Raw genomic sequence first — 26,595 nt, 5'->3', positions numbered from 1 at the left:
AGGTTTAATCATTTTATTTGATTGAAAATTTAATTTAGTTTTATTCTAAATAGCTGAATCCACAGTCAATGATAGGTGCTTTTGTTTTTATCTAGTATATGATTAGATTTTTCTTACAAGATATGCCAAAAATTAGGTGCTCAAAAGATAAATGATTAAACGGACTTTATGGTATCAAGATGAAAAAGAGTATGTGCAATTAACTCAAGAAGATTTACCAAATATAGATAACTCTTTAGTTATTCTAGGGGAGGCAGGTATGGGAAAATCTTGCCTGCTTGAGTGGTTAGGAAGTTTAGAGAATTTTGCATATTGTACTGCTCGACAGTTACTTCGTCGTCACAAACCTAATACTTTGCTAAATAATAAAAAAATTCTTGTAATCGATGCATTAGATGAGTGGGGTTCATCTAAGGATGGCGATGGTATCGATTTAATTTTGCAAAAATTAGGAGAACTTGATTATCCACAGTTTGTTTTGTCATGTCGTGTAGCAGATTGGCGTAGTGCTACTGGTTTAGTAGCAATTAAAGAACAATATAATATTGAACCATTAGAACTTCATTTAAATCCTTTCTCTCAAAGTGATATGAATGATTTCTTAAGTGAAAAAATAGGAAATGAGCAAGCGTTGAAAGTTGTGGATCATTTTGTGAACCTCGGCTTAGAAGGGCTATTGGGTAATCCACAAACATTAAATTTGATTTCAGAAGTTGCTAGATCCACTCAACTACCTGAGACATTAACTCAACTGTTTGACGAAGCAGTTAATTTACTAAGAATTGAACATTCTGAACAGAAGATAGAAAGACAACTATCTAAAGAAACTGAACTTGAAGTAGCTGGAGCTGCTTTTGGAAGTTTAATATTGTCAGCAAATGAAGCTATTACTAGAAAGCCTCTACACAAAATTGATGATGGGGAATTACCAATAAGTGAAATAAAAAGTCTTACACAAGGGCAGTACATTGAAAATGTAATTGGTTCTCGCTTATTTAAAGCTAATGGTGTTGAACGCTTTACCTATCTACATCGTAGGATAGGAGAATTTTTAGGTGCTAAATGGCTAATTAAACAAGCAAATACGAGACGTAAAAGAAAACGTCTTCTATCTTTTTTTCATGCATATGAGCTTGTTCCTGCTAATCTACGTGGTATACATGCATGGTTAATTATGGACCATAATTTAGCTTTCGAAGTTATTAAATTCGATCCAATCGGAATATTAGAATATGGGGATGTCGATAATCTTTCAGTAGAACAAGCTAAAGTTTTATTGTCTAGTATAGAAAACTTAGCAGAAAATAATCCTAGGTTTTATAAACGAAATAGCTATCAGATTCGGGCTTTCACTACACCAGTTATTTTAAGCCAAATTAAAGATATTCTTTTAAATTATGAAATTTCTTTTATATTTAGAATTTTTTTACTTGAATCTATTCAGTCGTTTCAATTACCAGCTTATTTCATTGAAGTTTTAAAGAAGTTAGTTTTAGAGACTGAGATAGAGTATGCGATTCGTAAAGCTGCTGGTGAAGCATTATCAATTCAAAAGCAACTAATTGATTGGAAAGAAATTTATCTTAGTCTCTCTAAATTTAATGATGAATCATCATTTCGACTAGCTTTAGAGTTACTACAAGATATTGGATATAACAAAATTGATAGTAAACTAATAGCCACTTTAGCTTTTTTATACTTAAAAACTGAAGAAACTGTTTCGGGACCACTTTGGTTCATCGAAATTGATCTACCTGATAGTCAAATAGAAAATTTTCTTGATACTTTTGTAGAATATTTAAAATCAGAAGAAAAAAAATTTCAACATGATGAAAGATATGAAATAAAGAATCTTCTTTCTCATTTAATATTAAGAGTTCTTAATTTTAAATCAATTTTAATTGAAAAATTATGGGGATGGCTTGAAGTATTTGATTATAGCTACGGTTACAATAATGAAAAAATAAAAGAATTAGAAAACTTTTTTCGAACCAATGATTTATTAAGGCAAAAAATACAGAACTTTGTACTTCTTGAACATACTAATGAAAACCTTATAGGGCAACGAGCTCGAAATCTTTCTCAAGCATCATTAGGTCTTATACCGAATGAAAACGATGTTATTTTATTATTAGAAAATATGTTCTTAGCTAATCCTAGGGATAAGCGTTGGAAAGACATTGTTCAGTTAGTAAAACATGATGGTGAGAGTGGTCAAAAGGTTCGTAATGTAGCACTGCCTTTTACGAGAGGGAACGTACAAGATAAAATATGGTTAGAGCAAATTTTTATTAGAGAATTAGAAGATTGGGAAATTAAAAATAATTTAGTTAAACAAGAGCTAGAAAAGAAGCAGAAAGAACTTCAAGCTAAAGAACAGAAATTTTATCATGAAAATAGTGAGTTATTGCGTAAAGGTAACTATAAGCTGCTTCTGAATCCTGCAAAAGCATACTTAAAAAGATTAAATGATATTGATAGTAAAAATGTACCTCACCAAAGTATTGCAGCGTGGCTAGGGGATGAAATAACAAATATTTGTATGGAAGGGTTTGAAAACTTTCTGACGAATAGTACCCCCAAAGTAAAGGTTGAAGATATTCTGGAAATTAGAAAAGAAGGTAGGATTTATAATGAATGCTTTATCCTCATTGCGGCATTGGTAGAGCGTGTTCGAAAAAATATTGGCTTATATGATTTACCTGATGAGCGTTTATTTGCTGGTTATTTTATATTAATGAATCATCGATATGACCAAGATGTGAAAATTCCGGAAGTATACGAAGAAATTGAAAATGAGTTGATAAGACGTGGACGTTTAGAAGAAGCACTACAATTATTTTATGAACCCCTATTTCAAAGCAGATTTACTCATATTCAAGGTTTAGCTAACATTCTGAATGGTGCGAAGTATAAAAAATTCAATATTGATTTAGCTAAACGATGGATGGATAAATTTCCACTTATTCCTATTGATCCAGAATTGGAAATAGTAAATAGTTTGCTCAATAACGGTGAAATAGACTTTATAAAACAAAATTTATGGCAACGTATAAAAGTTGACAATATTGATCAGCAGAGAAATTGGATTACTATTGGTTTAATTTTAGATTTTGAAAAAACGGTTAAACAATTTGAGAATATATTAAGTGACCCTGATTTTATTTGGACTATTAGAGATAGGCTAAATAAAACAAACCTTCAATTAAAAGTTAATTTATTGGAATGGATAATGACTACATTTCGGACTACTTATCCTAATGTAGGCTACCCTAGGGGCGGGTTTTCGGGTAATAGGCAACCTTGGGATGCAACTGATTTTCTTAAAGGGATTATTGGCCAGATAGCTAAAAATCCTAGTGATGAAGCCTGTAGAGCATTAGAGAGACTAAAGAAGGCAGAGCAAGATAGTTATACAGATTTTATTAAAACTTTACAGTATGAACAAAAGCAAATACGAGTTGAGAGTTTATATACTCCTCCTACAATTGAACAAATTAAAGCGATTTCAGAAGATTTACCACCTCAGTCCATCTCTGATTTACAAGCTTTTATTCTAGAAGAACTAGCTATAGTTCAAGCTAAAATCCGAAGTGATGATGCAGAATCTTGGCGTGGTTTTTATGATGATAATGCTAAACCATATAAAGAAGAGCGCTGTCGAGATCATTTAGTAGGATTGCTCCGACAAGGAAGTAACGAAGTAGTTTATGAAGTGGAAGTTCATGAAGCTGATGATAAAGAAGCTGATATAGGATGCACTGTAGGGCAATTACGTTTGCCAATTGAAGTAAAAGGGCAATGGCATCCTGAATTGTGGACAGGTGCGGATAATCAGCTCAATAAACTATATGTACAAGACTGGCGTGCTGAGGGTAGAGGCATCTATCTTGTGCTATGGTTTGGTCCAAGGACTGATAATAAGAAGTTAAAAAGCCGAGGTAAGGGAAAACTTATTCCTACTACTGCTGAACAGCTAAAGGCAATGTTGATTGAAAGTAGCCAAGCAGCAAAAACTGGTCAAATTGAAATAGTGGTTTTAGATATTGAAAGATTAAATTAAACAATTTAAATAGGGTAAATATATCTATTAGTAGGTAGTTCCTATGATTTTAGAACACTGATCTTATTAAATTAAAAAAATAAAACTTCATATTTGGAGATTGGAGAATTATAATTTTTCAATATTTTTTTTTGGTCTTTAAAATGTTAAAAAAATTAAATGATAAATATGGGTTGGATTTTAATAGTCTACTTAGTCTAGGGCTAATTGTGGCTTTTATATATGTGATTTTTTTTAAGTTAACTTTTTATAATGTTCTTAATGTAGAGTGGTATATGGCTATTTTATCACCACAACAAATTATATTATCTTCATTGACATTATTGGCTGTAAGCTCAATGAGTATAATTTTGAGTTTTTTCTTTGATAAAGTTTTTAAAATTAATTTAATTTCTGAGATAAAAGATCTAGTTTATTTATTTTTTTATGCATTTATAATATATATTATTATGCAGGTGGTGAGTATTTTTGGAGTTTATTCGGATAGTATTCCTCTAAAATATAAAAATTATATAACTTATATTGGTTTAAATGTTGGATTTTCTAGTATTTATTTTTTTCATAAAAAAATAGTATTATGGGGGGGGAATCAATATAGTATAAAAAATAATTATTTTCTTTGGTTTAAAAAAGTAGTAGCTCAAGGAGTAAAATTTTTAGCCCCATTAATTTGTGTTACAGGAATAGCAATTACACCAATAGTTTTGGGATATGATGCTGCAAATCAAGTTAAATCGCAAATGGCTAAAATACTTCCAGAAGTAATTTTAAAAGAAGAAAAAAGAAAATGGTATTTATTAGAAGCCAATAGTACAGATTCATTATTAATTACCCATGAGGATCAAGATGGGAAAAAAAGTTATAGAACTAGAACTGTGGAAATGAAAGAAATAGAGGTTGTTAAATAAGTAATCATTTTATAGTTATTTTATAATTTTAAAAATTCATACTATTTCTAAACAGCCTCCCAAGGCTGTTTTTTTATCTCCCTCTATAACCCCCACTTAACAATAACTCCCTCATTATTTAGCCTTACTTTTCTAATGATTTAATTTAAAACAAATGGCATTTTGTGTGCTTGACTGCAATAAATGTGAAGCTTATCCTTTGCCTGCTGGCCTACATTGCCAGTCGGTCGTCGCGGACCGTCCCTTAGGAGCATTAAAGGTTTTATACTTTTAGTGTGTACACCCTCGTGCCCCCTCTATGGTGGAACGGAGGGGGACACCCTTGGGTGTGCTGGAGTCTTAAGGCCAGTCCGCGAACCCCCTTCGTTCTGCCACCATAATTTTAATGTCGGCAGAACTCCCAATAAAAAGGAGTTGGCTTTGCACATCCATTATTTCTTGGCTCTCAATGCCAAAAGCTATAACGACACAGCTTAAAAATTAAAGCAGCTTGAATGCCCTAAGGTTTTCAGGCTTAAAGTCTTTTTTATTTAAAACTTAGCAATAACAAACTTGAGATGTGCCAAGCACAGTCTTAACGGGCTTTGCTATGCTTTTTTTCTCCCAAAAAAGCATCTCATTTAGAAACAACAAGAATTTATAACGGTAAAACGATGCCAAATTTAGTGCTTTCTTCCCGTGCCATACAAGTTATCAATAAGTCGATTGATTTATTTCACCATCACGGCTTTCATACGGTTGGAATCGACAGAATTGTGAAAGAGTCAAATATTCCAAAAGGGACTTTTTATAACTACTTTCACTCAAAGGAGCGGTTTATTGAAATCTGTTTGATCGTACAAAAAGAGCGTTTAAAAGAAAAAGTGGTTTCAATTGCTGAGTACGACCAAGACACAAACGCGACCAATAAACTCAAAAAGCTTTATTTTTTACATACCGATGTAGAGGGACTGTACTTTTTATTATTTAAAGCCATTTTTGAAACGAAACTGATCTATCCAAACACCTATCAAGTTGCGATTAAATATAGAACATGGCTGATTAATGAAATCTATAGCCAACTTATAAAACTAAAAACCGATGCGACTTTTCAAGACGCCAAACTGTTTTTATATATGATTGAGGGCACAATTATTCAGCTTTTAGACTCAAATCAAATGGATGAGAGAGAAAAGGTGTTGGATTGTTTTTTTATAGGGTTCGTTTAAGACATATACCTAAATAAGGGCCTATAGGCTGATGTTCGCTATATGAATGGTGCTAAAGATAAGGTGTTATTTGCAACGGCAAGGCGTATTAACCCGTCTTGTCGTTGCCACCATGAGCCGTGATGAACATTTTGACAGCCGATCGACAATAGGATTCGATTTCATGGTCGTCCGTTGCTCTTGCTTCATCAAAACGCGCAATCATTAACAGATCACATCCTTTGAAAAGCGCGGCAAACATTCGAGCAGATTGACGAGGATTAGGCACGTTCAGAAGCGCTTTGGTATGCAACTGACATAGCATGGCCTCAAGTTGGGTGATGACATGGGTAGGGCCAGCTTCATAATGGAGCTTGCTTAATGTCTTTTGGTTTGTCTTATCGGCTACGATCATAGCCTCGACACTACGAACGTCTGGGCTTAATAAAGTACGCAGTAGAGATGATCCCACCGCCATGAGCTGTTCTTCGGCCGAACCTTGGAGTCCTTCAAAAAGAGTTTGTGGTGCAAACTGTTGGCACCGATCCAATATTGCTGCGCTGAAAAGGGCTTCTTTATTTTCGAAATGTCGATAGATACTAAGCTTCGATATCTTTGCTTTCTGGGCAACTTTGTCCAATGTTGCTGCTTGAAAACCCAATTCGACAAAAAGTTCATACGCAGCATCCACTATCGTTTGAGCTAATGCTTGATTGACTGGTCGACCGCGCTGACTTCTTTTTTTCTCGCTCACAATAATTATAGTCCTTGACAGTATCTTAATTTCTGAATTACGATACCATGAAGTATCCAAAATGTGCAAGTCAGTGATTAGATCTCAGCGATGTCCTTTAGACCTAGATTTCCTCCTGCATATCTAACGCAATGTTATTCGGTTGGTCAGTACAGTGATGGGTGACTTTCTCTGCAATATCGAAGTGTATTAATTGCCTGTTACAAGTAAATAGCTGAGCAGGGTATTGAACTTCAGGCATCAGCTAACTTCTTGATTTAAATTAGGAGCCTATCACTATGGATGACGTCATTATTATAGGAGGCAGCTTTGCTGGTCTTGCCGCTGCATTGCAACTCGGCCGTGCCCGTCGTAAGGTCACTGTTCTTGACACGGGGCTGCCACGCAATCGCTTTGCTGGTCATTCTCATGGGCTGCTTGGACATGACCATAAACCGCCGCTAGAAATCTTAGCTGAAGCACGTCGGCAGCTAGAACGCTACCCAACGATTCAGTTAGTCAATGCTCGGGCCGAAAGCATCTCTGGTTCTATCGATAACTTTTCTGTTCTTACTAGCGATGGCAAAACTATGGGCGCACGCCGTCTTATCTTAAGCTATGGTGTTGTCGACCAGATGCCTAATATTTCTGGTTTTGCTGAAAATTGGGGCGCATCCATCGTGCCTTGCCCTTATTGCGATGGCTTTGAAGTTGCTGAACAACATTGGGGACTCGTCTGGTCTGGTCCAAAGTCTCACAATTATGTACGTCTATATCATGATTGGACGAGTACATTAACAGTCTTCACCAATGGTCATGAGATTTCTGCTGATGTTCTGGCAGATCTCGAACGCCGTAATGTAAATGTGGTAGAAGGTCAGATTACCGAAATTGTCCATAACGAAGGGCGCAGGGCAACGGTATGCCTTGATAAGCATCAAAATGTCATGGTTGATATTCTATTTGCACATCCAGACACTAAGCCTTCCGCAGGTTTACACGAAACATTGGGTCTTGCCACGGTCGATACACCTTTCGGTATAGCTATTAAGGTTGATGAACGTCGTGAAACCAGTATGCCTGGTATCTATGCCGCTGGTGATCTCGCTAATCCGCTCATGGCCTCAGTTACCGCAGCATCATCGCAGGGCGCAATCGCGGGTATCTCTGCTCAGCAGTCGATGTTGGTCTGAGAGCATATTTTTTCGGGGTTACGTAAGCGTCACCATTTGGTGAAAGACATTCCTAAGCAAGCGTTCGCCAATTGATGACTGATTTTTATTGTAATAAGAATAAGGAGGTTTCGGCCTCTTTTTTTTCTAAGCATTTCGAAAGTTGAAAAGTTTATATTTTAGAATTGTGCTTTTTAACCCCATGACATCAATTGTCTAAAAGCAGGAATGGATGAACCGCTTTGATTGATTCATTCAAGATCAAGCTGATTATCATCTTTAGTTATTTTAATTTTTAACTTTTTATATTTACGTTTATTGGGATCAATTGCAGAATTTATGACCTCATCTGAGAAAGAGGCGCATAACATTAATTTTGCGTATGCTCGGTAACCTATCAAAATTCTGCGTAGCGGATAGTCAGTTCTTGTAGAGTAATATTCGATACGCGAGTTAAGCTCTTGTAGTAGGGTCTGTTCGGCCATTCGAATAATTTTCTGTAAGTGGTGCATTGCAGCATATAGAGATTTAGCTAATCAAAGAAGGGTTATTTAGGAATGATATGAAATTTAGAAAATTAAACACTGATATTGCTTATTAAAATATTCTAGGCATACAATTTATTTTTTATTACCTGTAAATTTAAGCAGATACGCTAAAATCATAATGTCCTGATAAATAATGGAAAAATTACTGGTAACAACTCTTTTTCGAGCAACTGGTCTATGTGTGTTATAGTCAAATTCGATTAATAATTGGTATTAAAATGGATATTTGTATTGGCGGCATACTTGATGGTCAAAAAAGAAAGGATGATCAAACTTATTTCAAAGTAGACAACCATTATTCTGATCATGGTTCTCAATATAATAAAGAGTATTTTCATTTAGATGGGCAGCTTCATTCGTTTTGGATAAGTGAAGAGCTTGGCTTGTATGAGGCACAAAAAAGAGTTGAATTAATACTAAATACGAGATTTTTAGTTACCTAAATTAAAATAATTTATTTATATAAAATTAATATGAAAGAAGTCCAAAAATATTGGACTTCTTTCATATTAATTAAATCTTTTTATTTATTTTTTCTTCATTATTTTTAATTGGTGAAGAATCTTCTGATTCAGATGGCTGCGCTGGTTTTTCAACTTTATCCTCATTTGGTTTTGGGTCGGAGTCATTCTGGTTTTGAGTTGCTTTTTTTGAAAAGTCTTTGAAGTCAGACATTTTAAACTTCTTAATAAGAGTAGTGAAGCTTAATCGTATACCTTTAACTGAGTTACATTGCGGTATTTATAGGGGTGGTATGTAGAGATATGTTCCTTTATATATTTTAATATCGAAATAATTTTTAAAAGATATCTTATGTGTTGATTTAAATGGTGAAATTTAAATTAATGGTGGGAATCAATTAATATTTTAAATTTATGTTATTTATAGAGGGTAGTAAAACTTTAATATTCATGTCTACATTAAAGAGTGTGGGAGTTTTAGGGTGTTGTTTTTGTGGGTTAAATTTGTATTTGAGAAGTGAAAGTAAATTTAATAAAATTTAAAATAATAGAAAATATAGAGATTTAAAATATTTATTTGGTAGGGAGAGTTAAAATATCTATATTATTTTGATAATAAACAACGGTATTACATTCAGATACACTTGCGTTGTATCTATATAAAGATAAAGGGCCTATGTTAACTAAGTGTTAGATAATCATCTGCACAACATTAAATAGGAGAGACTCTAATGTCTCAGGACCAAGTTAAAAGCGATCAAGACAAATCAAAAGAGCAACAACAGCAACAACAAGATGGTAAAGAGTTTGAGCCTAAAACTCCTGATCAAAATGATGTAGAAAAATTGAATGAAAATGATAAAAATGAGAAAAAATCATAATATAGATAATTATATTTTTTCTTAAAAAATTGGTTGGTAGAAAGAATAACCATTCTTTTTGCCAATTTATAAAATTAAGAGGAATATTTTTAATATGTATTTTATTCTGATAGTTTTTATTTTATTTGTTTTTTCTTATATTTTATTTAAAGTTTTTTCTAAAGTTAATCTTGAGCTTCCCGAAAGCACCCTAAAAATAGCTGGTAAAATATTTACAGAGAATAAAAACTTTTTTGAACATGAAATAATTGTAATTTTATATCAAGAAGAATTGATAACTTTAGTCGGCAACCAAAATGGTGGTAGATTTAAGGTCTTTAAAAATGCTGTAATATGCCTCGAAAAAGAAACAAATAAAATCGCAGTGTATATAGATACTTTAAGAGTAGGGTATCTTAATAAAATAAACTCTTCTAGTTTTGTTAATTTTTTAAAAATAAAAGGTTTTAGTGAGAGAGATGCTTTTGAAGTTGATGCAGTTATAATGAGTGAAGAATCAACTCAATGGAGCGTAAAGCTAGACATACCATACGATATGGAAAAGTTTAGGTTTGATAAATATTAAACTGCAATAAATATTAGGTTGATAGTTTCATAAGATATATTTTGGTACATATTTTTTAGTATTGGAAATAAAAAAAGATCATAATTAATTGTAGTGATAATAAAAAGGAGAAAAGATATGGAACTGAGAGCAGTAAAAATGCATAAAATGTTTAGAGATTTTCATGAGGAAAAGGCGCTTGGCTATATAGGAGAATATGATGAAAAACATGATCTTGTAGCCATATATAATATTTTAAAAGAAAAAATGCAAAAAATAGAAGGAACCTATCAATGGATTCTACCTTCATCAGGTGAAGTGTTTTTTGTTGAGGAAGATCCACTCTATACTCGTTAACTAATTTTACCCTCTAAAAAAACGATAATTTATAAATAAAAAGTCCTCTAATGAGGACTTTTTTTATATTTCACTCAAGGTATCTTTAACAATTCTAAAAGCAGGTGACATCAATCTATGGCTGGTATAAAACAAATAAAAAGGAGGCAAGGTAACCGCGTGTTGTTCCAATAAACTTACTAATTTTTTCTCTTCTAAAGTAGGTTTCACCAAAGAGTGTGGTAAATAGGCTATTGCACAACTATCGAGTACAGCATCGGAATATAAGATCAATAAGTAGTCATTAGTGAGAGTGCTTCTGTACAAAAGAATAGAAAAAACAGCAAGTATCACTTACTGAAGTGTAATTTTAATCTGGTTAATATGTATATAAGATAGCTAAAAAATCACAAGGATATCAGTTAATGAAGTTTCTAAAAATTCTAAGTTTTAGTGCTGTTTTTACGTTATCCGCACATAGTTATGCAACTGTCAGTGGGGGACAAAAGATTGAAGTATTGGGTTATCTGGAAAAAGAGAAAAAACTTTATGTATTAAGACATTATGAAGATGGTCGAGGACGTCTACCACAATTATATTATTATCTATTAAATAGTAAATCGCCTGATAAACTTATTGAAGTTAAATCTCTTTATATCAATCCAAAAACTCATAAAATTGATTATGATCAAGATAGTACAGCGTTTAATAAGGCTCTAAATAAAATTAAAAAGAATTTAACCCCTTTGCTAGTAAGTAAGAGTAAGACTGTAAAAATTCAAATATTAAAAACTCATCAGAATCAAGTATCGGCTTGGTTCGATCCTTCAGGAAAGATCACCCAATATAAAACAGAATATGTTGTAAAATCGCCGTCTTTAAAAAGTAAGACCCATGTTGCTGTTCATTACACCAAAGCAATAAAAATTTCCCAAAATTATAGCGTACCTAAACAAAATAAGAGGTTAGTTGTCGTTAAATATCTGGGGGTTCCAGAAGAAACTGGTTACGATATTGAAGACCCTGTTTTACTACTCCCTATGAAAAAATAAATTTAACTGTAAATTATTTTCTTGGTTCAAATCGGCAATATACACAGCACCTGTGTATATTCCGCTTAAAAAAATATTCTCACTAGGCTGTTTTATTTATCCCTTTATAAACCCCAATTTAACAATAACTCACTCATTATTTATTCTTACTTTTTAATGATCTAATTTAAATCAAATGTCATTTTGTGTGCTTGACTGCAAAAGGGTTGGACACTATCCTTTGCCTGCTGGCCACATTGCCAGTCGGTTTTAGCAGACCGTTCCGAAAAGCATTAAAAGAGCAATCTTTTAGTGACGAACCCTCGTGCCCCCTCTGCGGCGGAACGGGAGGGGGACACCTTCGGGTGTGCTGGGTTTTTTCGGCCAGTCTGCTAACCCCCTTTCGTTCTGCCACCATAATTTTAATGTCGGCAGAACTCCCAATAAAAAGGAGTTGGCTTTGCACATCCATTATTTCTTGGCTCTCAATGCCAAAAGCTATAACGACACAACTTAAAAATTTAAAGCAGCTTGATCGCCCTAAGGTTTTCAGGCTTTGAGTCATTACGGCTCAAAAAACTTATTTGAACAACAAAACTTGAGATGTGCCACGCACAGTCTTTACGGCTTTGCTATGCCTTTTTTTCTCCCAAAAAAGTATCTCATTTAGAAACAACAAGAATTTATAACGGTAAAACTATGCCAAATTTAGTACTTTCTACACGTGCCTTACAAGTCATAAATAAGTCGATTCATTTATTTCACGACCGTGGATTTCACACTGTTGGGGTCGATAGAATCGTGCAAGAGTCTGAAATTCCCAAAGCGACTTTTTATAACTACTTTCACTCTAAGGAACGGTTTGTTGAAATCTGTTTGATCGTACAAAAAGAACGTTTAAAAGAAAAAGTAGTTTCAATTGCTGAGTACGGTCTTGATGCGGGTGCGATGGATAAACTCAAGAAACTGTATTTTTTACATACTGATTTGGAGGGGCTGTACTATCTATTATTTAAAGCAATTTTTGAAACGAAACTGACCTATCCAAACGCCTATCAAGTTGCCATTAAATATAGAACGTGGCTCATCAATGAAATTTATAGCCAGCTTATAAAACTAAAAACCGATGTTACCTTTCAAGACGCTAAGCTATTTTTATATATGATTGAAGGGGGCATTATTCAGCTTTTAAGCTCAGATGGGGCAATTGATCGGGAAAAGGTGCTGGATTGTTTTTTGGCGGGATTGAATAAGGTGTAGGGAATATCGAAGTAATCTTCTGTGACCTTTAAGAGTAGTTATAGTAGAAATTAAATAACTGTCATGTCAGTCATTTGCTAATATCGGTTTCGACTTGTTTATATCCAATAGAAAACTGAATGAATTTAACGAGATCATCTTCGAGATCTAATAATTCAGTAAACTTGTTTTGACAAATATAGCGAAAAATAATTTCATAAGCGCCGCCAATAGCTGCATCATAAAATAAATCAGGGACACTTACCCATTGTTCGGGGTGATTCATTTTAATGACGTTATGTATAGATTTCAGTCTTTTCCCTAACTCTGCGAAAAACAAATTACGTTGTTCCAGACAGCGACTTCCTGCATTTGGGAACTCGATTGCCCAAGCCTTGGTGAAGTCTTGTTCACTATTACATAGTTGTAAATAGGCGCGGACAGAGGATCTAATCCATTGATCCGCATGAATACCTTCAAGTTTAATATCAGAGAGAACTTGCTCAAATAAAGCTTTTCTACCTAAATCATCCGCTGCTAGAAAACAATCTTCTTTATTTTCAAATATTTCATAAAAGGCCTGCTTCGATACTCGTGCTCTTTTTACGATGTCTGTAATGGTTGTGGCAGCAAACCCTTTTTCTGCAAATGCACTGATGGCTGCTTTAACCAAACGTCGGCGCTGCTTTTCACGTGTTTCTTCGGTTAACAGGCTAGTACGACCTCTGGGTAAGCCCGCTGCTTGAGTATCGTAAGCGCCAGAGAGTTTTTCCACACTAATTCTTCTAAAATTTGAAATCTTGCTAAAACTATCACTAACCGCTTTTTGGCTCAAGATTGTTTTTTTAAAACATTGAGCCCTTGAAATAAATATATGAATTTCAATTGGATGAAAAATAACTATTGACTAGAAATATAAAGCAATCTACAAAAGAACTAATTGGTACTTTTGTAATTGGAATAATTATGTCTACGCTTGAAGCCATTAAACCTAAACCATCTTCCATAGCACATCGTTTGAAAGCTTCTTTTCCAGTCAGACGATTAAGTTTTGATTTCACCAGCTCAACGCGCTATTGGTTTGATAATGACGCTTATTTCACACATTTGATGAATGCAATGTCAGCTATTTTTCCCCAAGGAGAATTGATGCTGATTGAGGCTTTGAGAAATATTCGGGACAAAATTGATGATCCTGCGCTTCAAGCGGAAATAAGTGCTTTTATTGGACAAGAAGCGATGCATGCTAAAGAGCATTTGGCATTTAACCGTTATGCAGATGAACAGCAAATCAATATCAATGAGCTACAGAATGAAGTTAAAGCCTTGTATGCCCTAATGCAAAAAATATTACCAACTATGCATATCATGTCGGTTGGTTGCGCGATTGAACATATCACGGCAACCTTAGGTGCCGAACTCTTGCGTAATGATAACTGGAATAATCGTTTAGTAGGTCCAGTTGCTGAGTTATGGCTATGGCATGCAGTTGAAGAAAACGAACATAAAGCAGTATTTTTTGATGCTTATGTCGCATCAGGCGGGGGATATTTATCACGTATTTTTTATATGACATTTGCAGGAAGCATTTTACTGTTCTTAATTGCAAATAACACACGAAGATTACTCAAAGCAGATCAAGTACTTTCTTTAAATGGCATCGCTAAATTTTTTAAAAAAGCAGTCGGTAGTCAAGGATTACTGACACTACAAACCGTTAAAGATTTTTTAGATTATTACCGACCAGATTTTCATCCTTTTGACCACGATACCAAAACGTTAGAAAACCTTTGGCAAAAGCGTTTAGACCTCAAAATTTAAATTTTTAGAACAGGACCTGAAATGAAACCAACCTTAAGTGCTGATGTAAATAATATTCAAGCGCAATCTGAAGAAATCGTTGAACGATTTCTAAACGCACTAGTGGAACAAGATCATGTCACGATCAGTGAATTGCTCCATCCCGACATCCTTTATACCAATGTTTCTTTACCGACATTTAAAGGTGGAAAAAGGGTCGCTGGTCTAATAAAGCTTGCGCTTAGCCGCACAAGAAAATTACAAGTTAAAAATCATCAAATTGTTGCTAAAGGGAACGTGGTCCTCACTGAGCGTACCGATATTGTGAATATTGGACCATTCCATGCTGGATTTTGGGTATGCGGTACATTTAAAGTTGAAAATGGAAAAATAATTTTGTGGCGTGATTACTGTGATTGGTTAAATGTGAGCAAGGGACTCATCAGAGGATTTCTCGGGATAGGAATAACCAGTTTACGTCCAACAATTTAGATTAAACATCAATAATTTGTCCAAACGTCAGGTCCGTCTTCGATTTCATCTAATGTTAATAAACATTGATCAAGTTGCTGCTGAAGTTGTTCCCAATCAATATTTTGACCGATAAAAACAATTTCCTGTCGACAGTCGCCTGTACGTTGGTCCCATTTTTCAAAAATACTATTACGACGATAGGCATCCTGAGGCCAGTCAGCCTGATCAATAAAATTCCACCATTTGCCTACATATTCCCATGCAAATTGATTGCCTGTTTGCACCAGCATGGCAATATCTTGATAACTGTTGGCAAACCAGATGTAGCCTTTACACCGTAATAAAGCACCATTACTCCACGCTTGCTGTAAAAACTTTTGAAAACGTTGAGGATGAAAGGGAAGGCGCTCACTATATACCCATGAAGAAATACCATAATTTTCAGATTCAGAATGAATATTCTCATTCGGATCCATATGTTTCATCCATCCTGGGGACTTCACCAAATCAGGCAAATTGAATTTATGAGTATTTAGAATTTTTTCGAGATCAATTTCACCAAAGGACATGGGAAAAATTTCTGCTGCTGGGTTCAGTTCAGTGAGTAGTGATTGCAATTGATCGTATTGTTCTTGTCCAATCACATCAACACGACTGACTAGAATAACATTTGCGTATTCAACTTGTTCGATCAAAAGATCCGATAGAGGGCGTGTTGTCGGTAACTGTTCATCTTGATGAGCTGTCTCTACTTTGTCATTTGATTGAATCATTTGAGCAAAGTTTTCGCCATTTACTACAGTGACCAAAGTATCTAAACGGGCCAGCTCACTTAAGCTAAAACCATTTTGATCAAGAAAAGCAAAAGTTTCGGCAACAGGCATGGGCTCTGAAATACCTGTTGATTCAATTAAAATATAGTCAAACTCTGCTTTGCGTGCGATTGTACTAATTTGTTCGAGTAAATCGGCCCTTAAGGTGCAACAGATACATCCGTTGCTCATTTCAATCAATTGATCAGTACCACGACTGAGATCTACATGACGACGCACATCTTCAACATCAATATTAATTTCACTCATATCATTGACGATTACTGCTACTTTCATATTCTGCTGATGATTCAGAATATAGTTGAGTAGGGTGGTTTTGCCTGAACCTAAAAAGCCAGATAAAACAGTCACAGGAATACGAGAGGAATTAAGTTCAAATTCTGATTTTAATGATATTGCTGTCATGTAGGATCTCATCAGTTCGTGATAATGAATATAGAAAATCAGGTTAAGAAGAGGCCTGAGCTTTGTCCAAATAGCTTTCAAATAAATCAACGACTACAGAACCTTCAAGAGTTGCATCTCCCCATAATTCCTGTGTTGTAAATTCCACATGATAAGTGGGTTGCGGTAATGCATCTGCATGACCATGACCCGCAGCATCTGGAAATGGCCATTTTTCTGTGGTGCGGTGAAGGACAACACCTGTTTTTCCTCTTACATAAGCAGGTACACGAATATGACCGGAAATAGATTCATCGCGGACAGTAACTCGGTCTCCAACTTCAAATGGTGGACGTCCTGAAATTGCTGCGCGGCCATTTGAATGATTTGGGGTAGCGAGTTGAAAATGAGAACCTAAAGCTTCATCTAGTTCTTCTTGCGTAATCACACCAGTCTCTGTAAGCAAAGTGGCTGTTGCAATCACATAACGCTCGTAGTATTCAGTCCCAACATGTTGCCGTAAACCAATACGCTCAACAGCATGACGAATCTGATCAATATTAAATTTATTGAGATGTCCTGCACCTAAAAACATTAATGTGTAGGCGAGGTGTTCCCAGTCTTTTTTAAATACAGGTTTGTAACTCTTGCTATTAATTTGGTGATCAATTGGGCCAAAACCTTGCATACCACCTAAATCATGAAAACCATCCATTATCATTACTCCACTATATAGTTGATAAAGCGTTACTAAAAACTAAGGCAATTTTGGTAAGGCAACACCAATAAGTACGTCCTTGGTGATGAGCTTTTGAAGTTCTTCTTCAGTCATATGCTCAGTTCCTTCAGGACGCATTGGTAATACCAGATAACGTGTTTCGGCAGAGGTATCCCATACTTTAATTTTGATATCTTCGGGTAATTCGGTGCCCAGTTCTTTTAGTACCGTGCGACCTTCACGCACTAATCGTGCCCGAAATTCAAAGCTTTTGTACCATTCCGGTGGTAAGCCCAACACTGGCCAGTTAGTGCAAGAACAAAGGCTGCAAACAATCACATTTTTGATTGTTGGTGTATCTTCAAGGGCAACAATATATTCTCCCTGTGGGCCGGTATAACCAAACATTTCACAGGCTGCCGTACCATTACTTAATAACAGCTCGCGATAGGCTGGGTCAGTCCACGCTTTAGCCACTACATGAGCGCCGTTAGCCGGATCAAATTTATTGGCAAGCAGATCAGTTAAACCTTCGATAAATCCTTCTGGTATTAATCCTTTATTACTCAGCACTTTGTGTAATGCCCATGCTCTCTCGCCTGGGGTGGAGTTTGATGTTTTAGAAACAGATGTACTCACGTGTAATACTCCTTGGTAGAGATGAGTGTCAACGAACCATATTCATGAAGAAATGGTTTGATTGAATGAACGTTTTGATTTTGCTTAAAAAGTTTTCCAGTCAACGGCTGCTTCAAAAGCTGCTGCTGCTTGATAAATCGTGCCTTCGTTAAAGTGACGTCCGATGAGCATCATGCCAACAGGTAGATCATCTACGAGACCGCATGGCACACTCATCGCTGGATGGCCTGTAATATCTTGTGGTGCTGTATTTCCAATCATTTCAAATGCACGGGTAATATATTCAGTTAATGAGCAATCTGAGTCGGGCAGAGGTTGGGCAACAATAGGTAGAGTTGGCATTAATAACAGATCGTATTCAGCCAATTTCCGGTCATAACCTGCACGGGCACGTCGTACAATATTTTGTGCTTTAGCATAGTAACGACCGGAATAGTTCCGAATACCGTATTCGCCCACAAACATACAGACCTTTAATGTGGGAGAAAGTTGATCGGCTTTTTGACTCCAGTCTTTATGTTTATCGAGTAGTTTGACATCGTATAAGCCTTCCCAATTGAAGCCCATGCCATTCCCATGCATCATTTGTGCAGTCAGGCCTTCACAGCCGATCGGTGTCCATAATGCACCTGCCAGTTGATGTTCAGGCAAAGAGATTTCTTCAACAATTGCACCGAGTTTTTCAAACTCCGCTGCGGCTTGGCGAACTTTTTCTGCCACTCTTTTGTCCATATTGGGTAGAGCAAAGCCTTCCTTAACAACACCGATTTTTAAACCCTTCACACCACGATCTAAATAACTTGTGTAGTTTTCAACATGAACAGCATATTGACGTGGATCCAGCCCATCGATGCCTGCGATGACTTCAAGCAGTAGCGCATTATCTTGAACCGAGCGGCTTATTGGTCCTGCATGATCAATGGTATTTTCAATAGGCATAATCCCGCTATATGGAACCAGTCCATGGGTGGGTTTCATCCCATAAACACCACAAAAAGCAGCCGGAATACGGATTGAACCGCCTTGATCACAGGCAATTGCTAAATCAACATCGCCGTTTGAAACAAGTGCAGCACTCCCAGATGATGAACCACCTGCACAATAGCCGTGACGATATGGGTTGTGTACTGGGGCAGGGTCTGAGGTATGGCTGCCACCTGATAAACAGAAATGTTCACAAGTCGCTTTACCTAAAATCGTAGCACCCTCATCAAGCATACGAGTCACGACAGTGGCATCATAATCGGGTATGAAACCTTCCAATGTGGATGAACCATTCATCATTGGAACGTGAGCAAGTGAGACATTATCTTTCAGAGCAACGGTTTTTCCTGAGAGTTTTCCAGTGGGTGCACCTTTAACTTCAGTTTTGTAATACCATGCATTGAGATGATTTTCGGTTACGTCAGGACGATAAGGTTCAGTACGTGGGTAATGAACTTCTGGAATTTCATCAGCCAGTTCATCAATCAAATCGTATGCATCAAAATTAGCCTGCATAACACTTAGATATTCCTCGGCTTCTGCGTCAGTCAACTGCATGTGCAGGTTGTTTGCAATCTGTTTTAAATCGTCGATAGTTGGTCTTTGAATTGCCATAATTTTTTACCCGTCACTTATTATTCTGACTGAAGATATGTTTTAAATTAGTCTGTTCTTTTCTTGAAAACTTGATTTAAAGCGCCAGACATTTGTTCGAAAAGGACAACATGAGCAGTTATCCTAATAGGGGCTAACTTTTAAAAAATACGTAAATAACGCAAGTTCAAACGGAAATCTTCTTTCAGACCATTTTCCACTGAAAGATCACGTCCCAGCTGCACGACGAACTGGTCTTTAGGCGTCATAAATTTGCTAATAGCAAAGCGAATGTTGGTGGTTTCGGTTGAGTCATCCTGTGAAACATTATTGATTTTGGTTTCACCACCCCAGTTATGCCCGATGCCTAATCCTAGAGAGGTTGTGGCATTTGGCATATAGCGTCCCATGATTTGTGTTTCAAACGAGATATCCTGTTTAAGGGTGTCAGAATTTGCTCCGTAATTATCGTTATTGGTGTAAAACACCACATCACCCACCAGATCTAATGCCCAGTTTGGTGTGAAATGCTTAACATATGCACCCTGTAGATCGAGTTTCCAGCGATTACTCCCCAAATTTAACGGTTTATCATTGTCGTAATCTCCGGTCGGAGCATTAATATAAAGCGTTCCTGCAAGAACATCTTTAGCATCATTTAAGCGATAGCGGACAGGAGCGGTTAAAACAAGATCTCCTATACCAGAGGTGCTCCCAAGTCCGCTGGCATTGTCTTTGCCTTCAACGCGACCAAAGGGTAATAAGAACTGTGGCTCAATTGTGACGCGATCGCTGAGTTCGAATACATGGATCATCCTTGCGATTCCTATGTTTGATTCGACTTTCATATCTTTTGCGGCAGTTGAACCATTGCTATAAAGTGCATCGGTCGTGGCATGTTGATAATATATTGCACCGAGAGTTAGGCCACCGAGAGCTTGCTCATAGTCACCTGGCATAACTTCAGCCCCATGTGTTTCAGCATATGCAGCCAGTAGGGCTATTAACATCATGTAATATTTATAATATTTTGAATTCATTTGCATTTCCTTTAGGCAATAACCAGCCATGAGCACAGTCAGACTGTGCCTGTATTTTTGTGAAATAAAATAATTTTTAGGGTTATTTAGGTGGTCTGTGCGTCCCGCATCATGCCTGTTTGGGAGTGGCAATTGATGTATTCAAATATTTGATGTTTGGCATCACTGACTGAAACTTCATGATAAAGACGCAAGTTTTGTAAGCCGGTAACAACTTTGAAAAAAGTGGTAAAAATTCTGAGATGTGTGGGATGTGATTCTGCCCAGCGTTCTAGTTTATCTAATGAGCGCCAATAACCTATATCATAAGCGATATCAAGTAAGTTACCGTCAAGATCAACATTCCGAACAAAACGGTTGCTATAGCATCCTACAGATTGACCTTCATCGCGAAGGAAATCCATGCCATCCTGCAATGAAGGAAGCATTTCATTAAAATATAATGCTCTTTCTTGTTCATCTGCATTGACCCAGTCCTGACCAGAGCGGATTAACGTAATATTGTCATGGCCCTGTACAACGACACGCCCACCTTTTTGAGGATCGCCTGAAAGTATAGTTAATTCACCATTAGCTAACATGCGATCTGTCTGTGAAACCGGAAAGCGCTCTCGTGCAGATCCCCAATATCCATGTTCTTGAATATCATCACTGATACGATCCATGACCGCGCCTACACCAGGCAAATCTTCTTTAAATGCATATAAGGTTTCAAATTGTTCAGCCAGTGGCGAAACAATTTCACGAAAATAACCGATGCCATCATTTAGACGTTCATCTGAATTCCACCAGTCATTGACCTCTGCTAAACGTGCCCATTGACAGTAGGCAGCGGGATCACGCCAGTAACCCACTACAATATAATTTTCATAGTTCTGATTATCAGTATGATGTGTTATATCGTGGTTTAATGGTCCGTTTTCTAAACCAAAACTTTTTACGATGTGCTGCATCGCTTTTACAGCCGCAGCTTTTTGGTCAGGTTTAAACTGTATACCTAAATAAGCCATCACAACCTGCTGAAGATCTGCATCAGCCCGAGCTACCCACATGGCAAATGGGGGGGCATATTCATCATGAATTCGGCGGCTCAGTGTGCGAGGACATTTTAGATGTTTGTCGATTGCTGATTCCATTTCCTTTCTCCTACATCTCTTATTGCAGTGTTTCAATCGCAAAATTCGTATTGCCTTAATCAAAAAATTAGGCGTTGCTTTAACGGTTATTTATGTTGGGGGAGCACCGTTGTTATATTGATATTACGCAAGGCATAAAACGAAACTTGGTCAGAATGGACAATCGCTTGTTTAAAAAAGACAGGTTTTAATTTGATCAAAAAAAATATATCGTTTAATTTATAGTGAGCTGTTGATATTGCAGGATTGCTCCATCAGCATGTAAAAAAGTATAAGTAGATGAATAAAACAAACGGGTCTTATGGAAAAGACTTTAACTGTGCACAGAGATAACAGAAGAGTAGTGGTATGAAAGTTGCTTGATAAAAGCAAGACCATATTTTTTGACATCTTGCGTAGTCGTATAAGGGATTAAATTGCCATGAATCATTATCAGTCATTAAATCCGATTCATTATTCAACTCAAGATATAAATGCATCTGAACGTTTCGAATATTGGAACGATGTTGTCTTACGGCACTGTATTCCAGCTCAAAGCAAACCTGAAGATGAAAAAACGTTTAATGGTGAATTGAGTGTACGTCATCTTGGTTTGATAGATATATGCACTATTTCATCAACTATGCACTTTTGGGAACGCACTGAAAAGCATCTACGGTTTGGTCCAAATGATGATTTGTGGCTTGGATTTATGGAAAATGGTTGTGGACAATTAGCCCAAGGTGGCAGAACAACACAATACCGAAATAATAGCCTCATGCTATACGATGCTGCACAAACCTTTCAGTTCAATTTAGCAGGAAACAAAAATCACTTAATCCGAATTCCTCGTTATTTATTAATCAATCGTGTGCCTAATATTGAACATTTAACTGCTCAAGTTTTGGATGAAACTCGGCCTGGAATTATTCCTTTGCGTGAGATGCTACGTCAATCAGTAGATCAAGCATTTGATTTTTCCAACATAGATTTTGCTGAACGCTTTGCTAAATCAGCTTTAGAATTATTGGTATTAAGTTTAGAAGTACAGGATATTGCTAAGGTAAATATTGAGCGGGATTTATATAGTAAAGCGATGAGTTTTATTTTAAGAAATTTACAAAATCCTGAACTTAACTTAGAAAAGATTGCACAGACACATTGTGTATCAACACGAACATTGAGTAGGGCATTTGCAAGACATCAAAAGACAGTCATGTCAGTCATTTGGTCTGAACGTTTAATAGCAAGTCGTGATGCACTAAAAAGTGGTCGGGTGGCTAGCATTTCTGAAGTAGCTTTAGATTATGGTTTTACTGATTTTTCACATTTTAGCCATGCATTCAAAAAGGCTTTTGGTGTAACACCTCGAGAATATTTTAAAAAGTGTTAAGAATATTTAGAAGATTTGGAAAAAATTGCATGGCTCTTGAGATAACAGATTAAGTCAAAAAACCATGCAATTTATAAATAAAGTTTTTTAAAGACCTCAAAGCTTATTTAATTCGATACCACGTTTGGTTCCGACCAATTATTCAGCTTTTTAGATTTGGAGAACATCATTTTAGAGTTGCGTATTTCGATAAAACCAATTTACACAAGCATCCGCCAAAATTTGTGTGGTATCAAAGCTCACATCTAAAATTGGAGATTGGATTGCATGTAACCCAATCGGAATTTCTGTACAAGCTAAAATAATCGAACCAGCACCTTTATCTATGAGTCTTTGGCTTAATTCTTGAAAAACGCTACCCGCTTTAGCCGATTCATTGCGTTTTACAGCATAAACAGCTGGCATAAATTCCTGTTCTATCTCTTCATCTGAATTAATGACAAAAGGGATGTTATGCTTGCTTAACTCAAGTTGATACAACTGAGTAGAAAGGGCACCTTTAGTTGCCAATATTCCAACCTTATCACCAGATTGATAGTTCTTTAAAATCTGTTGCACCGTAATTTCAACCATATTTAAGATTTCAATATGGGTATGTTGCTGTAAGTCAGAATGCCAGAAGTGCGCGGTATTACATGGAATTGCGATTTTAGAAACGCCACTACGCTCTAAAATTTTTAGTCCATGTATCATTGCATTTAAAGGGCTTTCACCTAAGTTTTTAAGTGCAAGTTGTCGGTCAGGAATACCACCATGATTCCAAGCGATTGTTGGAATATGTTCCTGATCTTTAGTGGCAGGGCTTGCATCGAGCAGACGCTGTTGAAAATCAACAGCAGCGCCCGGTCCCATACCACCCAAAATTCCAAGGATGGGGAGTTGTGAAAATTCAGTCATCTTACAAACGGTATGCATCTTTTTTAGAGAAGGTTTTACGATAACCGAATAAGCCTACGGCACCGCCTGTATGAAGGAAGATCACTTTGTCATCTTTAGTGAAATGACCTTGACGAATGAGGTCGACTAAGCCCGCAAAACCTTTACCCGAGTAAACAGGGTCAAGCAAAATACCTTCAGTTTGAGCCAGAAGTTCAACTGCTTCAACCATGCTATCAGTTGGAATACCATAGCCATCGCCAACATAGTCACTATTTGCAATCACTTTTTCACGGGCAATAAGATCTGCGCTTAAACCAAGATGCTCTAAAGTTGCGCGAGTAAGTTTATAAACATTTTCTTCTTGTTTAGATTTTTCAGCACGAACACTAATACCGAGTACTGGTAAGTTTGAGTGAGTTGCCGCAATACCCACTAAGAGGCCAGCTTGAGTACCCGTGCTACCTGTTGCATGTACAAGATGAGTCGGAGCGAGTTGAATCTGGTTAAGTTGGTTGATTAATTCAATTGCTGTTGATACATAACCTAAAGCACCAATAGCGTTTGAGCCACCACCCGGAATAATATACGGGCGATCACCTTGTAGTTCTAATTCTTTTGCTTTGGCTTCTAAAGCCGCAACCATGTCTGTGCCACCCGCAACAACTTCAATTGATGTTGCACCTAAAATCTCGTCCAACAATAAGTTTCCGTTATTGTAATATTCATCTGTACCATCACTAACGCGTTGTTCGAGTAAAACAGATGCTTTTAAGCCAAATTTATTTGCTGCCGCAATCGTTTGGCGAACATGGTTAGATTGAGTTGCACCTTGAGTGAGTACATGGGTTGCACCTTTTGCAAGTGCATCACCAATTAAAAATTCTAATTTGCGGGTTTTATTACCGCCTGTAGCCAGCCCTGTAGCATCGTCTCGTTTGATGTAAATCTGGGGACCATTTAACGTTTTAGTTAAATTGGGTAAAAACTCTAGAGGAGTAGGTGCATGAACAAGTTGAACACGCGGCAAATGACTTAATAACATAATAATGTCCTAAAAATTTAATGTATGTAATCAATCATGCGACTTACTTCTTTGCGCATAATTTCTAAAATATGTTTTTTGGTTTCAATAAATTCTTGCTGTGGCGCAATATTTTCAATGCTGCGCGCACGGGGTAAATTCACTTGAATATCTTCAGCAATACGCCCAGGATGGCCTGCCATTAAAATAATGCGATCTGCTAAAAGTAGAGATTCATCAATATCGTGAGTAACAAATAAAACGGTAGTTTTATTGTCTTGCCAAAGCTGAGTCAGTGTTTCCTGCATCAAAATACGTGTTTGAGCATCTAAAGCCCCAAAAGGTTCATCCATCAATAAAATCTTTGGCTTCATAACCCACGCACGGGCAAGGGCAACACGTTGCTTCATACCACCTGAGATTTGCCAAATTCGATGATTTTCGAATTTCTTCAAGCCCGTTTTTTCTAAATAGTATTCAGTTTGCTCAGCAATATATTTAGCTTCAGCTTTTGATTGCTTAAGTGGAAATTGAATATTTTCTTTTACTGTGAGCCAAGGAAATAACTGAGCCTGTTGAAATACAACAGCTCGGTCAACGCCCGGTGCTGAGATGGTTTGACCATCTACATAAATGTCACCTAAAGTTGGTTTTTCAAAACCAGCAAGTAAGTTCAAAATAGTTGATTTACCACAGCCAGAAGGCCCAAGTAAGCAAACAAACTGACCTTCAGGAATTTTCAGATTAATATCTTCTAAGACCGTATTTTCCGTTTTGTTTTGTTTAAATATTTTCTGAACATTATTTAGCTCAATAAATGGTTGAGTCATTATGCTTTTCCTGTCCAAGGGGCCCATTTTTGCTGTGCTTTCACAATGAGCCAATCTAAAATAAAGCCAATTGTTCCAAGTAAAATAATTCCGACAATCACAACATCTGTACGCAAATAAGAGCCGGCATTAATAATCATCCAGCCTAAACCAGAAGTTGCTGCAACCATTTCCGCTGCAATTAATGATGTCCAACCAATGCCAATAGATAAACGAATGGTGGTGAAAATCTCAGGAAGCGAAGAGGGTAAAATGACACGAAATAAGATTGCTGTTTTTCTTAGGCCCATCGTTTGTGCTGCTTGAATCAAACCATATGGAACGTTTTGGCTTGCAGCTGTTGCACCCACAATGACACTAAGCAAAGTCGCAATAAAAATAAGGAAAAACTTAGATTCCTCGCCAATCCCTAGCCACACAACAACTAATGGAATGAGAGCAATTTTGGGAATAGGGCGTAAGAATTGTACAAATGGATCTAAAACGGCATTAAGTACAGGGCTACGACCCATTAATAATCCCAAAGGCACACCAATAATGATTGCAACGAAGAATGCAAAGAATGCACGCGCCGTACTTACTAAAATGTGTTGGTAAAAAGGAGCATCACGGTAACCGTTTTTAAATAAATCTAAAACGGTATCTAAAATCTGTAGAGGAGAGGGCAACAAAATTGGTGAGACAAGTTTAAATGTACACACAAGCTGCCAAATAATCACAAAAGTGATTAGCGATAATGTACTAATCACTTTTATTTTAAACGGGTTCAACTGAATCATCTCATAACC

Annotated in this window: 28 protein-coding genes; 13 read left to right on the top strand and 15 right to left on the bottom strand. The window is 36.6% G+C overall.

Going from position 1 to position 26,595, the window contains the following annotated elements:
• Positions 1-151: 151 nt before the first annotated feature.
• From eruA to AC07M3_RS04330, 3 genes are all read left to right on the top strand, one after another.
• Positions 152-4,063, top strand: coding sequence for an NACHT domain-containing antiphage protein EruA (eruA, locus tag AC07M3_RS04340; RefSeq protein WP_494566640.1), 3,912 nt, complete (start codon positions 152-154; stop codon positions 4,061-4,063).
• Between the two features lie 143 nt (positions 4,064-4,206).
• Complete coding sequence (locus AC07M3_RS04335) at positions 4,207-4,971, top strand: hypothetical protein (RefSeq protein WP_494566639.1); 765 nt, start codon at positions 4,207-4,209, stop codon at positions 4,969-4,971.
• A gap of 653 nt (positions 4,972-5,624) precedes the next feature.
• Positions 5,625-6,179 carry a TetR/AcrR family transcriptional regulator gene (locus tag AC07M3_RS04330; RefSeq protein WP_494566638.1) on the top strand — a complete coding sequence of 185 codons (555 nt, stop codon included), beginning with the start codon at positions 5,625-5,627 and terminating at the stop codon, positions 6,177-6,179.
• Positions 6,180-6,267: 88 nt separating this feature from the next.
• Here the strand turns inward: AC07M3_RS04330 and AC07M3_RS04325 are convergent, their stop codons facing one another.
• Positions 6,268-6,912 (bottom strand): TetR/AcrR family transcriptional regulator, encoded by a 645-nt coding sequence (locus AC07M3_RS04325; protein ID WP_494566637.1) that lies wholly within the window; start codon positions 6,910-6,912, stop codon positions 6,268-6,270.
• A gap of 278 nt (positions 6,913-7,190) precedes the next feature.
• On the opposite strand from AC07M3_RS04325, the gene AC07M3_RS04320 reads away from it, so the two are divergent.
• Complete coding sequence (locus tag AC07M3_RS04320; RefSeq protein WP_494566636.1) at positions 7,191-8,084, top strand: NAD(P)/FAD-dependent oxidoreductase; 894 nt, start codon at positions 7,191-7,193, stop codon at positions 8,082-8,084.
• 230 nt (positions 8,085-8,314) lie between these two features.
• Here the strand turns inward: AC07M3_RS04320 and AC07M3_RS04315 are convergent, their stop codons facing one another.
• A complete protein-coding gene (locus AC07M3_RS04315) occupies positions 8,315-8,548 on the bottom strand; it encodes a hypothetical protein (protein WP_309949943.1) in 234 nt (77 codons plus the stop codon).
• 281 nt (positions 8,549-8,829) lie between these two features.
• Between AC07M3_RS04315 and AC07M3_RS04310 the strand changes: the two genes are divergently transcribed.
• Positions 8,830-9,054 (top strand): hypothetical protein, encoded by a 225-nt coding sequence (locus AC07M3_RS04310; RefSeq protein ID WP_494566635.1) that lies wholly within the window; start codon positions 8,830-8,832, stop codon positions 9,052-9,054.
• 70 nt (positions 9,055-9,124) lie between these two features.
• Here AC07M3_RS04310 and AC07M3_RS04305 read toward each other — a convergent pair whose 3' ends face one another.
• Positions 9,125-9,286, bottom strand: coding sequence for a hypothetical protein (locus AC07M3_RS04305; protein WP_494566634.1), 162 nt, complete (start codon positions 9,284-9,286; stop codon positions 9,125-9,127).
• A 517-nt stretch (positions 9,287-9,803) separates the two neighbouring features.
• On the opposite strand from AC07M3_RS04305, the gene AC07M3_RS04300 reads away from it, so the two are divergent.
• From AC07M3_RS04300 to AC07M3_RS04290, 3 genes are all read left to right on the top strand, one after another.
• A complete protein-coding gene (locus AC07M3_RS04300) occupies positions 9,804-9,953 on the top strand; it encodes a hypothetical protein (protein WP_133746411.1) in 150 nt (49 codons plus the stop codon).
• 94 nt (positions 9,954-10,047) lie between these two features.
• Positions 10,048-10,518: a hypothetical protein gene (locus AC07M3_RS04295; protein WP_494566633.1), complete on the top strand. Its 471-nt coding sequence runs from the start codon at positions 10,048-10,050 to the stop codon at positions 10,516-10,518.
• Between the two features lie 147 nt (positions 10,519-10,665).
• Positions 10,666-10,854 (top strand): hypothetical protein, encoded by a 189-nt coding sequence (locus tag AC07M3_RS04290; RefSeq protein ID WP_133746695.1) that lies wholly within the window; start codon positions 10,666-10,668, stop codon positions 10,852-10,854.
• A 63-nt stretch (positions 10,855-10,917) separates the two neighbouring features.
• Here the strand turns inward: AC07M3_RS04290 and AC07M3_RS04285 are convergent, their stop codons facing one another.
• Entirely contained in the window at positions 10,918-11,187 is a 270-nt protein-coding gene (locus tag AC07M3_RS04285; RefSeq protein WP_494566632.1) for a LysR substrate-binding domain-containing protein, read from the bottom strand.
• Between the two features lie 71 nt (positions 11,188-11,258).
• Here AC07M3_RS04285 and AC07M3_RS04280 point away from each other — a divergent pair, with 71 nt between their 5' ends.
• Positions 11,259-11,885 (top strand): hypothetical protein, encoded by a 627-nt coding sequence (locus tag AC07M3_RS04280; protein ID WP_494566631.1) that lies wholly within the window; start codon positions 11,259-11,261, stop codon positions 11,883-11,885.
• 678 nt (positions 11,886-12,563) lie between these two features.
• Positions 12,564-13,124, top strand: a complete 561-nt coding sequence (locus tag AC07M3_RS04275) for a TetR/AcrR family transcriptional regulator (protein WP_494566630.1) — start codon at positions 12,564-12,566, stop codon at positions 13,122-13,124.
• Between the two features lie 70 nt (positions 13,125-13,194).
• Here AC07M3_RS04275 and AC07M3_RS04270 read toward each other — a convergent pair whose 3' ends face one another.
• Positions 13,195-13,878, bottom strand: a complete 684-nt coding sequence (locus AC07M3_RS04270; protein WP_092705352.1) for a TetR/AcrR family transcriptional regulator — start codon at positions 13,876-13,878, stop codon at positions 13,195-13,197.
• A 191-nt stretch (positions 13,879-14,069) separates the two neighbouring features.
• On the opposite strand from AC07M3_RS04270, the gene AC07M3_RS04265 reads away from it, so the two are divergent.
• Together AC07M3_RS04265 and AC07M3_RS04260 are read left to right on the top strand one after the other, a co-directional pair.
• Positions 14,070-14,924: a metal-dependent hydrolase gene (locus AC07M3_RS04265; protein ID WP_494566629.1), complete on the top strand. Its 855-nt coding sequence runs from the start codon at positions 14,070-14,072 to the stop codon at positions 14,922-14,924.
• Between the two features lie 21 nt (positions 14,925-14,945).
• Positions 14,946-15,395, top strand: coding sequence for a limonene-1,2-epoxide hydrolase family protein (locus AC07M3_RS04260; RefSeq protein WP_494566628.1), 450 nt, complete (start codon positions 14,946-14,948; stop codon positions 15,393-15,395).
• A gap of 8 nt (positions 15,396-15,403) precedes the next feature.
• Here AC07M3_RS04260 and AC07M3_RS04255 read toward each other — a convergent pair whose 3' ends face one another.
• From AC07M3_RS04255 to oxdA, 6 genes are all read right to left on the bottom strand, one after another.
• Complete coding sequence (locus tag AC07M3_RS04255) at positions 15,404-16,615, bottom strand: GTP-binding protein (RefSeq protein ID WP_494566627.1); 1,212 nt, start codon at positions 16,613-16,615, stop codon at positions 15,404-15,406.
• Between the two features lie 43 nt (positions 16,616-16,658).
• Positions 16,659-17,309 carry a nitrile hydratase subunit beta gene (gene nthB / locus AC07M3_RS04250; RefSeq protein WP_494566626.1) on the bottom strand — a complete coding sequence of 217 codons (651 nt, stop codon included), beginning with the start codon at positions 17,307-17,309 and terminating at the stop codon, positions 16,659-16,661.
• A 42-nt stretch (positions 17,310-17,351) separates the two neighbouring features.
• Positions 17,352-17,951: a nitrile hydratase subunit alpha gene (nthA, locus tag AC07M3_RS04245; RefSeq protein WP_133746395.1), complete on the bottom strand. Its 600-nt coding sequence runs from the start codon at positions 17,949-17,951 to the stop codon at positions 17,352-17,354.
• A gap of 84 nt (positions 17,952-18,035) precedes the next feature.
• Positions 18,036-19,550, bottom strand: a complete 1,515-nt coding sequence (locus AC07M3_RS04240; RefSeq protein ID WP_494566625.1) for an amidase — start codon at positions 19,548-19,550, stop codon at positions 18,036-18,038.
• Between the two features lie 140 nt (positions 19,551-19,690).
• Positions 19,691-20,542, bottom strand: a complete 852-nt coding sequence (locus AC07M3_RS04235) for a transporter (protein WP_494566624.1) — start codon at positions 20,540-20,542, stop codon at positions 19,691-19,693.
• Between the two features lie 113 nt (positions 20,543-20,655).
• Positions 20,656-21,705, bottom strand: a complete 1,050-nt coding sequence (gene oxdA / locus AC07M3_RS04230) for an aliphatic aldoxime dehydratase (RefSeq protein WP_494566623.1) — start codon at positions 21,703-21,705, stop codon at positions 20,656-20,658.
• A 421-nt stretch (positions 21,706-22,126) separates the two neighbouring features.
• Between oxdA and AC07M3_RS04225 the strand changes: the two genes are divergently transcribed.
• Entirely contained in the window at positions 22,127-23,077 is a 951-nt protein-coding gene (locus tag AC07M3_RS04225) for an AraC family transcriptional regulator (RefSeq protein WP_494566622.1), read from the top strand.
• A gap of 171 nt (positions 23,078-23,248) precedes the next feature.
• Here AC07M3_RS04225 and cuyB read toward each other — a convergent pair whose 3' ends face one another.
• The 4 genes from cuyB to AC07M3_RS04205 are packed head-to-tail and all read right to left on the bottom strand — an operon-like array spanning position 23,249 to position 26,586.
• The gene (cuyB, locus tag AC07M3_RS04220) at positions 23,249-23,974 is read right to left on the bottom strand and encodes a cysteate racemase (protein ID WP_494566621.1); all 726 of its coding nucleotides are present in this window, start codon (positions 23,972-23,974) and stop codon (positions 23,249-23,251) included.
• A gap of 1 nt (position 23,975) precedes the next feature.
• Positions 23,976-24,998: a D-cysteate sulfo-lyase gene (cuyA, locus tag AC07M3_RS04215; RefSeq protein ID WP_494566620.1), complete on the bottom strand. Its 1,023-nt coding sequence runs from the start codon at positions 24,996-24,998 to the stop codon at positions 23,976-23,978.
• 17 nt (positions 24,999-25,015) lie between these two features.
• The gene (locus AC07M3_RS04210) at positions 25,016-25,807 is read right to left on the bottom strand and encodes an ABC transporter ATP-binding protein (RefSeq protein WP_494566619.1); all 792 of its coding nucleotides are present in this window, start codon (positions 25,805-25,807) and stop codon (positions 25,016-25,018) included.
• Entirely contained in the window at positions 25,807-26,586 is a 780-nt protein-coding gene (locus AC07M3_RS04205; protein ID WP_494566618.1) for an ABC transporter permease, read from the bottom strand. Before AC07M3_RS04205 ends, AC07M3_RS04210 begins: the two co-directional genes overlap by 1 nt.
• Between the last annotated feature and the right edge of the window lie 9 nt (positions 26,587-26,595).

It is taken from the genome of Acinetobacter sp. GW821-FHT09D10, from assembly GCF_059416285.1.
The sequence above is the reverse complement of the archived record's forward strand: the minus strand, read 5'-3'. Positions and strand labels throughout refer to the sequence as shown.

Coding starts and splice junctions, on each gene's coding strand:
- eruA (WP_494566640.1), top strand. CDS start 152: ATGATTAAACGGACTTTATGGTATCAAGATGAAAAAGAGTATGTGCAA.
- AC07M3_RS04335 (WP_494566639.1), top strand. CDS start 4,207: ATGTTAAAAAAATTAAATGATAAATATGGGTTGGATTTTAATAGTCTA.
- AC07M3_RS04330 (WP_494566638.1), top strand. CDS start 5,625: ATGCCAAATTTAGTGCTTTCTTCCCGTGCCATACAAGTTATCAATAAG.
- AC07M3_RS04320 (WP_494566636.1), top strand. CDS start 7,191: ATGGATGACGTCATTATTATAGGAGGCAGCTTTGCTGGTCTTGCCGCT.
- AC07M3_RS04315 (WP_309949943.1), bottom strand. CDS start 8,548: ATGGCCGAACAGACCCTACTACAAGAGCTTAACTCGCGTATCGAATAT.
- AC07M3_RS04310 (WP_494566635.1), top strand. CDS start 8,830: ATGGATATTTGTATTGGCGGCATACTTGATGGTCAAAAAAGAAAGGAT.
- AC07M3_RS04305 (WP_494566634.1), bottom strand. CDS start 9,286: ATGTCTGACTTCAAAGACTTTTCAAAAAAAGCAACTCAAAACCAGAAT.
- AC07M3_RS04300 (WP_133746411.1), top strand. CDS start 9,804: ATGTCTCAGGACCAAGTTAAAAGCGATCAAGACAAATCAAAAGAGCAA.
- AC07M3_RS04295 (WP_494566633.1), top strand. CDS start 10,048: ATGTATTTTATTCTGATAGTTTTTATTTTATTTGTTTTTTCTTATATT.
- AC07M3_RS04290 (WP_133746695.1), top strand. CDS start 10,666: ATGTTTAGAGATTTTCATGAGGAAAAGGCGCTTGGCTATATAGGAGAA.
- AC07M3_RS04280 (WP_494566631.1), top strand. CDS start 11,259: ATGAAGTTTCTAAAAATTCTAAGTTTTAGTGCTGTTTTTACGTTATCC.
- AC07M3_RS04275 (WP_494566630.1), top strand. CDS start 12,564: ATGCCAAATTTAGTACTTTCTACACGTGCCTTACAAGTCATAAATAAG.
- AC07M3_RS04265 (WP_494566629.1), top strand. CDS start 14,070: ATGTCTACGCTTGAAGCCATTAAACCTAAACCATCTTCCATAGCACAT.
- AC07M3_RS04260 (WP_494566628.1), top strand. CDS start 14,946: ATGAAACCAACCTTAAGTGCTGATGTAAATAATATTCAAGCGCAATCT.
- AC07M3_RS04255 (WP_494566627.1), bottom strand. CDS start 16,615: ATGACAGCAATATCATTAAAATCAGAATTTGAACTTAATTCCTCTCGT.
- nthB (WP_494566626.1), bottom strand. CDS start 17,309: ATGGATGGTTTTCATGATTTAGGTGGTATGCAAGGTTTTGGCCCAATT.
- AC07M3_RS04240 (WP_494566625.1), bottom strand. CDS start 19,550: ATGGCAATTCAAAGACCAACTATCGACGATTTAAAACAGATTGCAAAC.
- AC07M3_RS04235 (WP_494566624.1), bottom strand. CDS start 20,542: ATGATGTTAATAGCCCTACTGGCTGCATATGCTGAAACACATGGGGCT.
- oxdA (WP_494566623.1), bottom strand. CDS start 21,705: ATGGAATCAGCAATCGACAAACATCTAAAATGTCCTCGCACACTGAGC.
- AC07M3_RS04225 (WP_494566622.1), top strand. CDS start 22,127: ATGAATCATTATCAGTCATTAAATCCGATTCATTATTCAACTCAAGAT.
- cuyB (WP_494566621.1), bottom strand. CDS start 23,974: ATGACTGAATTTTCACAACTCCCCATCCTTGGAATTTTGGGTGGTATG.
- cuyA (WP_494566620.1), bottom strand. CDS start 24,998: ATGTTATTAAGTCATTTGCCGCGTGTTCAACTTGTTCATGCACCTACT.
- AC07M3_RS04210 (WP_494566619.1), bottom strand. CDS start 25,807: ATGACTCAACCATTTATTGAGCTAAATAATGTTCAGAAAATATTTAAA.
- AC07M3_RS04205 (WP_494566618.1), bottom strand. CDS start 26,586: ATGATTCAGTTGAACCCGTTTAAAATAAAAGTGATTAGTACATTATCG.